9 protein-coding genes are annotated in these 11,665 nt (G+C 37.6%); 5 read left to right on the forward strand and 4 right to left on the reverse strand.

The genetic code is table 11. From position 1 onward, the window contains the following. The first annotated feature begins 230 nt into the window (after nucleotides 1-230). The 4 genes from clpP (at nucleotide 231) to JN11_RS02540 (ending at nucleotide 4,757) form a co-directional block, all read left to right on the forward strand. Nucleotides 231-938 (forward strand): ATP-dependent Clp endopeptidase proteolytic subunit ClpP, encoded by a 708-nt coding sequence (clpP, locus tag JN11_RS02525; protein ID WP_144909296.1) that lies wholly within the window; start codon nucleotides 231-233, stop codon nucleotides 936-938. Nucleotides 939-1,061: 123 nt separating this feature from the next. After that, nucleotides 1,062-2,300, forward strand: a complete 1,239-nt coding sequence (gene clpX, locus JN11_RS02530) for an ATP-dependent Clp protease ATP-binding subunit ClpX (RefSeq protein WP_144909298.1) — start codon at nucleotides 1,062-1,064, stop codon at nucleotides 2,298-2,300. 131 nt (nucleotides 2,301-2,431) lie between these two features. Next, nucleotides 2,432-3,289 (forward strand): AMP nucleosidase, encoded by an 858-nt coding sequence (locus JN11_RS02535; RefSeq protein WP_144909300.1) that lies wholly within the window; start codon nucleotides 2,432-2,434, stop codon nucleotides 3,287-3,289. Nucleotides 3,290-3,398: 109 nt separating this feature from the next. After that, on the forward strand, nucleotides 3,399-4,757 hold the full coding sequence (locus JN11_RS02540; protein WP_144909302.1) for a cystathionine beta-synthase: 1,359 nt from the start codon (nucleotides 3,399-3,401) through the stop codon (nucleotides 4,755-4,757). A 111-nt stretch (nucleotides 4,758-4,868) separates the two neighbouring features. Here the strand turns inward: JN11_RS02540 and JN11_RS02545 are convergent, their stop codons facing one another. The 3 genes from JN11_RS02545 to JN11_RS02555 form a co-directional block, all read right to left on the reverse strand. Beyond that, nucleotides 4,869-6,428 (reverse strand): ArnT family glycosyltransferase, encoded by a 1,560-nt coding sequence (locus tag JN11_RS02545; protein ID WP_144909303.1) that lies wholly within the window; start codon nucleotides 6,426-6,428, stop codon nucleotides 4,869-4,871. Between the two features lie 119 nt (nucleotides 6,429-6,547). Further along, nucleotides 6,548-7,855, reverse strand: a complete 1,308-nt coding sequence (gene murA, locus JN11_RS02550; RefSeq protein ID WP_144909305.1) for a UDP-N-acetylglucosamine 1-carboxyvinyltransferase — start codon at nucleotides 7,853-7,855, stop codon at nucleotides 6,548-6,550. A 135-nt stretch (nucleotides 7,856-7,990) separates the two neighbouring features. Further along, nucleotides 7,991-8,704: a DUF4290 domain-containing protein gene (locus tag JN11_RS02555; protein WP_144909308.1), complete on the reverse strand. Its 714-nt coding sequence runs from the start codon at nucleotides 8,702-8,704 to the stop codon at nucleotides 7,991-7,993. Between the two features lie 240 nt (nucleotides 8,705-8,944). On the opposite strand from JN11_RS02555, the gene JN11_RS02560 reads away from it, so the two are divergent. Continuing rightward, complete coding sequence (locus JN11_RS02560) at nucleotides 8,945-10,051, forward strand: mandelate racemase/muconate lactonizing enzyme family protein (protein WP_144909310.1); 1,107 nt, start codon at nucleotides 8,945-8,947, stop codon at nucleotides 10,049-10,051. 48 nt (nucleotides 10,052-10,099) lie between these two features. Here JN11_RS02560 and JN11_RS02565 read toward each other — a convergent pair whose 3' ends face one another. Beyond that, a complete protein-coding gene (locus tag JN11_RS02565; protein ID WP_144909312.1) occupies nucleotides 10,100-11,467 on the reverse strand; it encodes a dipeptidase in 1,368 nt (455 codons plus the stop codon). Between the last annotated feature and the right edge of the window lie 198 nt (nucleotides 11,468-11,665).

Raw genomic sequence — 11,665 nt, forward strand, 5'->3', positions numbered from 1 at the left:
ATTCCGGCTTACTTATTTAAAAGCTTTTGACTTATATTTAATATGTTTTAGTTTAAGCAGCAAAGTTGAAATTAGCCTGCCGCCCATCTTCTCTTCTACTACTTTTTAATCTTCCTTGGATTTCCCTCACCAAATAAATTTACTTTTTATAAACTTTCTGGTAAAAAAAGTATTCAAGTAAAAACTATATTTAACGCGGGTAAATTCCGCACATTAACAAAAACAAAATCATGAGCAGTAACATTGATAAAAACGAATTCAGAAAGTACGCTGTAAAACATCACCGTATTAACAGCATTTATGTAGATAAATTTATTTCACGTGTTGAAAGCAGCAGCCTTCCAACCAGCATGACGCCTTATATTATTGAAGAGCGCCAGCTAAATGTGGCACAGATGGACGTGTTTTCCCGCTTAATGATGGATCGTATTATTTTCCTGGGAGATGCGATTTATGAAAATATTGCAAACATTATCCAGGCTCAGTTGCTTTTTCTTCAGTCAGCTGATAGTAAACGCGATATCCAGATTTATATCAATTCACCTGGTGGCTCGGTTTATGCCGGATTAGGAATTTATGATACCATGCAATTTATTTCAAATGATGTAGCAACAATTTGTACTGGTATGGCAGCCTCAATGGGTGCAGTACTTTTATGTGCAGGTGCAGCAGGTAAAAGGGCAGCATTACCACATGCAAGGGTAATGATTCACCAGCCATCAGGCGGTGCACAGGGCCAACAATCAGATATCGAAATTACTTATCATGAAATAACCAAGCTGAAAAAAGAGCTATACCAGATCATTGCTGACCACAGTGGTGCCCCATATGAAAAAGTTTGGGATGCTTCAGATCGTGATCATTGGATGATAGCTGAAGAAGCTAAAGAATTTGGTATGGTTGATGAGATTTTAAGAGGAAATAAAACAAAAAGTTAATTTATTAGTTAGTCCCATAACCTGAGTTTATAGTCTTAAATCGACTTTAGACTCAGGATCATGGGCTTAAGGCTTTTTAATTTAACAACAAATCATTAACTTTGATTATCAAAAATAAAACAGATGAATAAAAACAGCAAGGAAATCAGGTGTTCGTTTTGTGGAGCGGGTAAACAGGATTCCCTGATGTTGATAGCCGGGCTTGATGCACATATTTGCGATAAGTGTGTTAACCAGGCCAATGAAATATTAGCCGAAGAACTCAAAGTAAGAAAAGTTAAAACTTCTCCTGCCACTCCTGCTGCTTTAAAACCTGCCGAAATAAAGGCCCATCTTGATCAATATGTTATTGGCCAGGATGATGCTAAAAAGATTTTGTCTGTTGCGGTATATAACCATTACAAACGCTTAAATCAACGGATTGACAAAGATGAGGTAGAGATTGAAAAATCTAACATTATTATGGTGGGCGAAACAGGTACTGGTAAAACCTTACTTGCAAAAACGCTTGCCAAAATATTAAACGTTCCTTTCTGCATTTGCGATGCTACGGTATTAACTGAAGCTGGTTATGTAGGGGAGGATGTGGAAAGTATCCTGACGCGTTTGCTTCAATCAGCTGACTACGACGTTGCAACTGCCGAGCGTGGTATTGTTTATATTGATGAGGTAGATAAGATTGCCCGTAAAAGCGATAATGCTTCTATTACGCGTGACGTATCAGGCGAAGGTGTACAACAGGCTTTACTAAAGATATTGGAAGGTACAATGGTTAACGTGCCACCACAGGGAGGTCGTAAGCACCCTGATCAAAAAATGATAACCGTTAATACCAACAACATCTTGTTTATTTGCGGAGGTGCATTTGATGGTATTGAAAGAAAAATTGCCAATCGTTTGCGTACCCAAACAGTGGGCTACAAAATGAAGCGTGATGATGGCGAAGTTGATTTGAAAAACTTGTACAGATACATTACGCCACAGGATTTAAAATCATTTGGCTTAATTCCTGAATTGATTGGCCGTTTACCGATACTGACCTATTTGAATCCTTTGGATAGGGAAGCATTACATAACATCTTAACCGAGCCTAAAAACTCCCTGCTTAAGCAATACAAGAAATTGTTTGAGTACGAAGGCGTAAAGCTTGATTTTGATGCAGAAGTGCTTGATTTTATTGTTGATAAAGCAGTAGAATTTAAACTGGGTGCCCGCGGCTTACGTTCAATATGTGAGGCTATAATGATTGATGCTATGTTTGAGTTTCCATCAAAAAAAGATGTAAAACGTTTGAACGTGACTTTGGATTATGCGCACGAAAAGTTTGAAAAATCGGACCTTAAAAAATTAAAGGTAGCTTAACTTTAAGCATGTAGCCAGAAACTTATATTTGTTATAATGATAAACCCTGGTTAACGCCGGGGTTTGTTGTATACCAGCAATTCTCCTGATAAGAGAAATAATTAAATAAAAATGACCTAAAATATTTTATCATGAATGAACATTTGGATGTGAAAAAAGAAGACCAAAGCCTGGAAAAGAGAATAAAAGAAGTGCAAAGCCCGGTAAGATCAGGCCTGAAAACTAAAGATGCAATTGTTACCAATTGGCTGCCCCGTTATACCGGGCGTAATCTGGCCGACTTTGGGCAGTACATCATACTTACCAATTTTTCTAAATACATTCAGCTTTTCTCCGAATGGAATGATAATGCGCCTGTAGTAGGTTTGGATAAACCCATGCAAAGTGTAACGGCTAACGGAATTACTATTATTAACTTTGGTATGGGAAGCTCGGTTGCAGCTACTATAATGGATTTGCTTACGGCCATTCATCCAAAAGCTGTAATTTTTTTAGGTAAGTGCGGCGGCTTAAAAAAGAAGAATCAGGTTGGAGATTTAATTTTACCTATTGCCGCCATAAGGGGCGAAGGTACGTCAAATGATTATTTACCACCGGAAGTACCTGCTTTGCCGGCATTCGCATTGCAGAAAGCCATATCAACTACCATCAGAGATTATGGCCGCGATTATTGGACAGGAACTTGTTATACAACCAACCGCAGGGTATGGGAGCATGATAAGAAATTTAAACAGTACCTTAAAGAGCTTAGGGCAATGGCTGTTGATATGGAAACAGCAACCATATTTACTACGGGTTTTGCCAATAAAATTCCAACAGGAGCATTATTGTTGGTATCAGACCAGCCAATGATTCCTGAAGGTGTAAAGACAGCCGAAAGCGACTCGAGTGTAACGGCTCAATTTGTGGAAACCCATTTGCATATTGGTATTGAATCATTAAAGCAATTGATTAATAATGGATTGACGGTTAAGCATTTGATTTTTTAAGGTGAATTTAATAGGTCTTGTCAACAAAAAAATAAGGATTATACAAATAAGAAAGCTAATTTTGAATTATAATCCTTCTTAGTATACAGGATTTGTAGACTTTTAATTTATGTGGTATAACAATATATTGGAGACTGTTGGCAATACGCCAATGGTTAAGTTAAACAAGGTAACTAAAGATATTCAGGCTACGGTTTTAGCCAAGATAGAAACCACTAATCCCGGTAACTCAATTAAGGACAGGATGGCTCTTAAAATGATTGAGGATGCAGAGAAAAGTGGCAAGCTTAAACCCGGTGGAACTATTATTGAAGGTACATCAGGAAATACTGGTATGGGATTAGCGATAGCAGCCGTAATAAAAGGATACAAATGTATTTTTACCAGTACTGATAAACAATCAAAAGAAAAATTTGATGCTCTGCGTGCCTTTGGTGCAGAAGTAATTGTTTGCCCTACCAATGTTGAACCGGAAGACCCTCGTTCATATTATTCTGTTTCAACTCGTTTGGAGCGCGAAGTACCTAACTCATGGAAACCTAATCAATATGATAATTTGTCCAATTCTGTAGCCCACTATGAGCAAACCGGCCCTGAAATTTGGGAGCAAACTGAAGGAAAAATTACCCATTTGGTTGCAGGTGTAGGTACAGGAGGTACGATATCAGGCACTGCTAAATATCTTAAAGAAAAAAATCCGGCTATACAAGTTTTAGGTATAGATACTTATGGTTCTGTCTTTAAAAAATATAAAGAAACTGGTATTATGGATAAGAATGAGATATATCCATATATCACCGAAGGTATTGGGGAAGACTTTTTACCACAAAATGTTGATTTTAGCCTTATAGACCATTTTGAAAAAGTAACTGACAAGGATGCGGCCCTAATGACCCGCGAAATAGCGCGCAAGGAAGGTATTTTTGCAGGTAACTCAACCGGATCTGCTGTTGCCGGTGTGTTGCAGATGAAGGATAGATTTAAAGAAGGGGATGTAGTAGTGATTATTTTTCCAGATCACGGGTCACGATATATGGGGAAAATGTATAATGATGACTGGTTGCGCGACCGCGGGTTTTTAAAGGATGAAAGGCTTACAGCACGCCATATCATCCAAAAAAAGGAAAATACACAGATTGTTACCATTGATTGCGAAAAAACTGTCCTGGAAGCTATAAATACCATTAAATCGCTTAATATCTCCCAAATTCCTGTAACGCAAAAAGGAATGGTGATTGGTAAGATTACAGAAAGTGATATTTTGAATTCACTAATAGAAAACCCATCTATCAAATCTCAACCGATAAAAAATATCACTACTAGTCCGTTCCCATTTGTTGATTTGAATACGTCAATTGACAGAATTTCGGCAATGATTAATAAGGATAATATTGCCGTTTTAGTTGAAGACGACGGGAAGATTGAAATTATTACTCAGTATGATATTATTAATGCAATATCGGCCTGATAAACAAATTAAAAGTTTAGATAAAGGGTGTTGCGTTTAAAGCATAATACCCTTTATTATTTTGGCTTAGTATAAAACAGAATTTTAGCGTAATAGTTTATTTATGATAGACTATTGCAATCGTTTTTCAGAAAGTTCTTTTCTATAAACCTGGTTCAAAAGCGGCGTAGGATGTACGAGGAGAAAAATGCCGGTTCCTTTTTCCCTTGCTAAGCTGTCTGTTACTTCGCCTATTTTGCGGTAACTTTCTACATAGGGGCTCAATTTTTGAATGTTTTTGCCGTAGTTGTCATCTACATAAATAATGTACTGGCCGTTCAGATTATCAGGAGCCCAAAGGGTGAAACTGCTGTTGAGGGATATCACATCAGGTAAATTATATTGTTTGCCAAAGTGATGAATCGCGCCGGCCTCACCATAATTATCGGCATAAATTTGGGTGTGTTTTTGTTGTTCAGGAGTGAGCTGAATCCATGCTTTGTTAACTAGCGTTGTCATCGTATCCCAGCCAAACATATCGCCGTAATCTTGTGTCGTTTTATGTGTTTTATGGTCTTCCCACGTAACCAAAAAGTCTGAAGCATTTAAGTTATTATGTGCAAACCGAAAAAATGCCAGGGTAGTATTTAATGGCAAAACGGGCAATACCATCGGAAACAAAATAAGATTTGGGAGAGTGAATACTGCAATCGTCAAACCACGCAGCGCATAGCCACTTGTTTTAAGCCACCTTTCAAAACCAAAGCCACCTGCTGCAAATAACATCGGATATGCACCAAACAGATAATATTCTTTACCGTTCATCACCAGTAAAAAAGCAAATATCAGTATAAAAGCAATTGCCAGGAATTGGAATTTATGTAGTCTGAACGAAAAAAGTAAAAATATAAAGCCGGTAAGCCAAACAAACAGAGCAATACCATTTACAGTTAATTCTTGCTCAATAAAGTCTGATGGCTTAATAAAGTCAAGCTGTTCTTTTCGCAAGGTTTTCATATGGGTAATCACCGGCAAATGATGTTGTAGCTGCCATATCAGATTAGGCAAAAATATGAGAATAGCAACCAATGCGGCCCCGATAATATGCCTGTTAAACAAAAGCTTACGTTGTTTACTGATGACTAAGCCGAAAATCAGGGAAAAGGTAAAAAACGCCATGGAATATTTGGTTAACATTCCAAAACCAATTGCCACTCCTAAAATATATAAATACTTAATTGCAGCAGTATTGATGTATTTTGCCAATAACCAAACAGCCAGTACCCACCACAACTGATCAAAAACAACAGGTTGAAAAAGATAGCCGCTGGCTGCAAATGCGGGTGAAAATATCATGGCCAGACACGCCAAGGCAATAGCGAATTTTTTTCCGCCTAATTCCACTGTAATCAAACCGGTGAGCCAAACTATTAAGCCGCTGGCAATTGTTGGGAATATGCGTGCTGCAAAAACTGAATTTCCGAAAATAACCGATGATACTTTTGCCAATATGGCTATAAAAGGTGGTACTTCTTTATATCCCCAATCTAAGTGATCAGCCAATACAAGATGCAACAATTCATCCCTATGAAAGCCAAAATGAGCAATTGCCAGTAAGTTTAAAAAAACTTTAATCAATACAAAAATCAGTATAAAACTGGAATAGGTTGATCTCCGGTTTTTGTATGGCATTTTATAATGGGGTTTGCTTATAAAGGTATTGATTTTTGAGGGTAAAGATAAAAAGGTTAAAGGCAAAAGGTTTTTCAATGTTTTTCACCCTCCGCCTTTAACCTTTGCAATCCAATTTTTTATATTCTTTTAATATTGGCTCCCAAAGCAATTAAACGCTTATCAATATGCTGATAGCCACGTTCAATCTGTTCAATATTATAAATAGTTGATTTTCCTTTGGCTGATAAAGCAGCAATCAATAGTGCAACACCAGCCCTGATATCAGGAGATGTCATTGATATACCTCGTAATTGAACCTGTTTATCCAGGCCAATTACTGTTGCACGGTGCGGATCGCATAAAATGATCTGGGCACCCATATCCAATAATTTATCTACAAAAAATAAGCGACTCTCAAACATTTTTTGATGAATCAGTACAGAGCCCTTGGCTTGTATAGCCACTACTAAACAAATACTTAGTAAATCGGGGGTAAATCCCGGCCATGGAGCATCCGCAATGGTCATAATTGAACCGTCAATAAAAGTATCTATTTCATAATGTTTTTGTGCCGGGATATAAATATCATCACCTCTTAATTCCATTTTGATGCCTAAACGTCTGAAAACATCAGGAATCATTCCCAATTCCGGGTAATTGACGTTTTTTATGGTGATTTCAGATTCTGTCATGGCTGCTAAGCCAATAAATGAACCAATCTCAATCATATCAGGCAATAAACGGTGTTCAGTACCACCCAGGCGGGTAACACCTTCAATGGTTAAGAGGTTTGAGCCTATGCCGCTTATTTTGGCACCCATGCGATTAAGCATTTTACATAATTGCTGTAAATAAGGTTCGCAAGCAGCATTATAAATGGTAGTAGTGCCTTTAGCTAATACGGCAGCCATAACAATATTAGCAGTACCGGTTACTGAGGCCTCATCCAAAAGGATATAAGTGCCTATTAAGTTAGAGGCATCAACATTGAAAAAGCCGTTCGAAGGATCGTAATTAAACTTTGCACCTAATTTTTCAAAACCAAGAAAGTGCGTATCTAAACGGCGTCGGCCTATTTTATCGCCCCCAGGTTTTGGAATAGCTGCTTTTCCAAAACGAGCCAAAAGAGGTCCAACTATCATAATAGACCCTCTCAATCCTCCGCCTTTTTCTTTAAAGGTATCAGACAGGAAAAAATCAAGATCGATGTCTTTGGCTTCAAAACTATAGGTATCAGGTGCTAATTGTTCAACAATAACCCCCATATCACCTAGTAACTCTATGAGTTTATTTACATCCTTTATATCAGGAATATTACTGATTGTGATTTTTTCGCTGGTCAATAAAACTGCCGAAAGAATTTGCAAAGCCTCATTTTTTGCACCTTGAGGTATAATTTCGCCTTTTAACGGTGTGCCGCCGATTATTTCAAATGCGTTATTCATGTTTAGTTCATAGTTGATGGTTCACACTTAATGGTTGATAGCTTCTAGTTTGCAGTTGTACTATTAACCACTAACTTTTTTGATGCCCAAAATTAGGTTATGAGCAATGAACTACCAACAATAAGCCAATAACAATTAATACTTTTTTGAACCACCGTTATTATTACGGTTACGGTTTTGATTGTTGTTATTACGGGGATTGTTATTTGTACGTCCGCGATTGTTTTGGTTATTGTTGTTGTTTGTACGTCCGCGGTTGTTTTGGTTGTTATTGCTATTATGGGTGTTTGGACGGTACTCAATTTTATTTAAATTGATGTTTTCTTCCAGCTTTAACTGACCACCTGATAAAGCATAAAGATCTGATAATATACTCTCGTCAGTAACAGAATCTTTATTCCATTGTACATAAGCCATTTTCATAAAATTGGCAACAGCTTGCACCATATGGCGTTTGCGCTCAGGCTCTTCAATGCTTTTTGCCTTTTCAATCATCAGCTCAATGGTTTTACCATAATGTTTGTATTTAATACGCTGATGGGGGTATTTTAAAGGTTCGGGCTTTAAGTGGATAGCCTCTGGTGATGGTTTGGGATACGGTGAATCAACATCTATCTGATAATCAGAAATAATATGGAGGTGATCCCATAATTTATGTTTAAAGTCGGCAACATCACGTAAGTGTGGGTTTAAGAACCCCATGAGGTCAATTACTACCTGGGCATAACGGTTACGTTCTTCTTTGGTTGGTAATGCAACAATATATTTAACCATATTTTGCACGTTACGGCCATATTCAGACAGGATTAATTTATTCCTGGTAGAATTATAATCAAATTGTTCGGGCATAGTTTTACTAAGCTATGTGTTAATCAGTTTTATGAAAGTTTTAAAATCAGCACAGACATTTTTCCCTTGAAAGGCGGGAAATAGAGGCTAAAGTTTGAATTACTTGAATGAAGTAACGCAAATATAATTTAATTGTTATGGAATGCAAATTTTTGTGTTCGAAATAATGAATTTATTTTAAGGGAGTTATGAAGTTTTTAAAACATGGTAAGTTTGTCTGCCTAATTATTAAATTCGCCTATGACGCAACCCATCATAACTAAAATTGATATTTACCGGTTTAGTATACCAATGGAACCTTTTGCCATTGCAACCGGGACTTTGGCCAATGCTCAAAATGTGTTTATAAGAGTCCATACCAGCGCCGGTTTTTATGGAGTGGGGGAATGCTCTGCTTTCCCAATGATTGTTGGGGAAACACAGGATACTTGTTTGGTAATGGCTCGCGAATTTGCCCGGCTATGGGTAGGTAAAGATGCCCTTGACATAGTTGGTCGCCTGCAACAATTACATGATTTTACAGCGGGCAATACTACTATAAAAAGCGCTTTCGATATTGCCTTGTATGACATTTCTGCAAAATATGCAGAGCTACCTTTATATCAATTTTTGGGGGGAGAGAAAAGAGTTGTTGAATCGGATATTACTATTGGAATTGCTTCTCCTGATATTATGGCGGGAAAGGCATCAGCATTTAAAAAATCAGGTGCTAATATTTTAAAGGTGAAACTAGGCAAAAATGCAGTTGAAGATATTGAACGGATAAAAATGATTCGTGAAACTATTGGCAGCGAATTGAACATAAGAATTGATGCTAACCAGGGATGGAGTTTTGACGACGCTGTATTTGCTTTGCAGGCTTTGGATAAATATGATATTGAGTTTTGTGAACAGCCAATGCGTACCTGGTATGATGACCGTTTACCAGAGCTAATGAATCTTTCGCCTGTTAAAATTATGGCTGATGAAAGTGTTTATAACCATCACGATGCCCGGAAACAGATTAATAGCGGTTCTTGCCATTATATCAATATAAAAATGGCTAAATCAGGCGGAATATTTGAAGCAAAAAAGATTCATGATACTGCGGCAGAAAAAGGTATTGCCTGTATGATGGGGGGGATGCTGGAGAGCCGCATTGCATTAAGTGCCAAATTGCATTTTGTTTATGCCAGTCCTAATATCAAGTTTTATGATATGGATACCTGCAAATTAGGCCATCTGGAAGATCCATGTATAGGCGGAGCTGTTTATGATGGTTATAAGCTGGATATTAATGATGCAGCAGGTATTGGTGCCGATGCAGATGAAGAGTTTTTAAGCAAATGTGAGCATATCACTATTTAACTTTTTTAATCCGGATCAGGTTTTCAATTCTGATCCGGACAATTATATTTAACTCAATTCGGCAAAGTATTTGTGAAACAATGGGATCGTTTCAATTCCTTTGTAGTAATTGTAGATATCGTACTTTTCGTTTGGTGAATGTAATGCATCACTATCCAATCCAAAGCCCATTAATACCGTTTTAATGCCTAATTCAGCTTCAAACAAAGCAACAATTGGGATACTGCCACCCCCACGTGTCGGGATAGGATCTTTTCCAAATGATTCAGCAATGGCCTTTTGAGCAGCACGATAAGCAACGCTATCAGTAGGGGTAACCACAGGTTCGCCACCATGGTGGGGAGTAACCTTTACTTTGACTGATTTTGGAGCAATCTTTTCAAAGTGATCGGTAAATAGTTTGGTTATTTCTTCTGAACTTTGATTAGGAACCAACCTCATAGATATTTTTGCATGCGCTTTTGAAGGCAGAACTGTTTTGGCTCCCTCGCCAATATAGCCTCCCCAAATACCATTTACCTCAAGTGTTGGTCGCGTACCTGTACGTTCAAATGTAGTATAACCTTTTTCGCCCCATAGCTCATCAATTTCCAGGTCTTTTTTATATTCAGATTCGTCGTATGGAGCATCATTTAATGCTTTGCGTTCAGCTTCTGTTAAATCAATAACTTTATCATAAAAACCGGGAATAGTGATGTGGTTATTTTCATCGTGCATGGAGGCAATCATTTTTGCCAGTATTGTAGCTGGGTTAGCCACCGCACCACCGTAAACACCTGAATGCAAATCACGATTAGGGCCGGTAACTTCAACTTCTAAATAAGATAGACCTCGTAGTCCTGTTTCTAACGATGGATGCTCCATGCTAATCATAGAGGTGTCAGATATCAATACGACGTCAGCCTTTAAGCGTTCTTTATTTGCTTTTACAAAAATGCTGAGATTTGATGAGCCAACTTCTTCTTCACCTTCTATCATGAATTTTATGTTGCAAGGTAGCGTATTGGTTTGCATCATTAATTCAAAAGCTTTAACATGCATGTAAAACTGGCCCTTATCATCACATGCCCCACGTGCATATATTTTACCATCACGAATAGTAGGCTCAAATGGCGGGGTTTTCCATAATTCCAACGGATCTGGTGGTTGTACATCATAATGACCGTACACTAAAACGGTTGGTTTTGAAGTATCAATTATTTTTTCGCCGTATACAATAGGGTTCCCTGCAGTTTCACAAATTTCAACCTTATCGGCACCCGCATCACGAAATTTTTGTGCTACAAAATCTGCAGTTTTTAAAATATCTTGTTTGTATTTTGGATCTGCACTAACCGAAGGAAAGCGAAGAAGATCAAACAACTCATCTAATAGTCGTTGTTTATGTTGCTCTACATACTGTTTTATTTGCTCCATAATTATGATTTTGGGCAAAGATAAATTTGTTTTCAAGAAAAATCAGAAAAGCCAACAAGCTATAAATAAAAAACTTAGTTAGTTTAAGTCACCGCTACCAGTTTGATTGTTTTTTCCAGAGAAATCGCCGCTGCCAGTTTGATTATTTTTTCCAGATAAATCACCGCTACCAGTTTGATCGTTTTTTCCAGATAAATC

The sequence above is a fragment of the Mucilaginibacter frigoritolerans genome (assembly GCF_007830615.1).
GTDB classification, from domain to species: Bacteria; Bacteroidota; Bacteroidia; order Sphingobacteriales; family Sphingobacteriaceae; genus Mucilaginibacter; species Mucilaginibacter frigoritolerans.

Bases quoted from the DNA above. Each gene is read 5' to 3' on its own strand.
- JN11_RS02565 (WP_144909312.1), bottom strand. From the start codon at position 11,467: ATGGAGCAAATAAAACAGTATGTAGAGCAACATAAACAACGACTATTA.
- clpP (WP_144909296.1), top strand. From the start codon at position 231: ATGAGCAGTAACATTGATAAAAACGAATTCAGAAAGTACGCTGTAAAA.
- JN11_RS02545 (WP_144909303.1), bottom strand. From the start codon at position 6,428: ATGCCATACAAAAACCGGAGATCAACCTATTCCAGTTTTATACTGATT.
- JN11_RS02555 (WP_144909308.1), bottom strand. From the start codon at position 8,704: ATGCCCGAACAATTTGATTATAATTCTACCAGGAATAAATTAATCCTG.
- JN11_RS02535 (WP_144909300.1), top strand. From the start codon at position 2,432: ATGAATGAACATTTGGATGTGAAAAAAGAAGACCAAAGCCTGGAAAAG.
- murA (WP_144909305.1), bottom strand. From the start codon at position 7,855: ATGAATAACGCATTTGAAATAATCGGCGGCACACCGTTAAAAGGCGAA.
- JN11_RS02540 (WP_144909302.1), top strand. From the start codon at position 3,399: ATGTGGTATAACAATATATTGGAGACTGTTGGCAATACGCCAATGGTT.
- clpX (WP_144909298.1), top strand. From the start codon at position 1,062: ATGAATAAAAACAGCAAGGAAATCAGGTGTTCGTTTTGTGGAGCGGGT.
- JN11_RS02560 (WP_144909310.1), top strand. From the start codon at position 8,945: ATGACGCAACCCATCATAACTAAAATTGATATTTACCGGTTTAGTATA.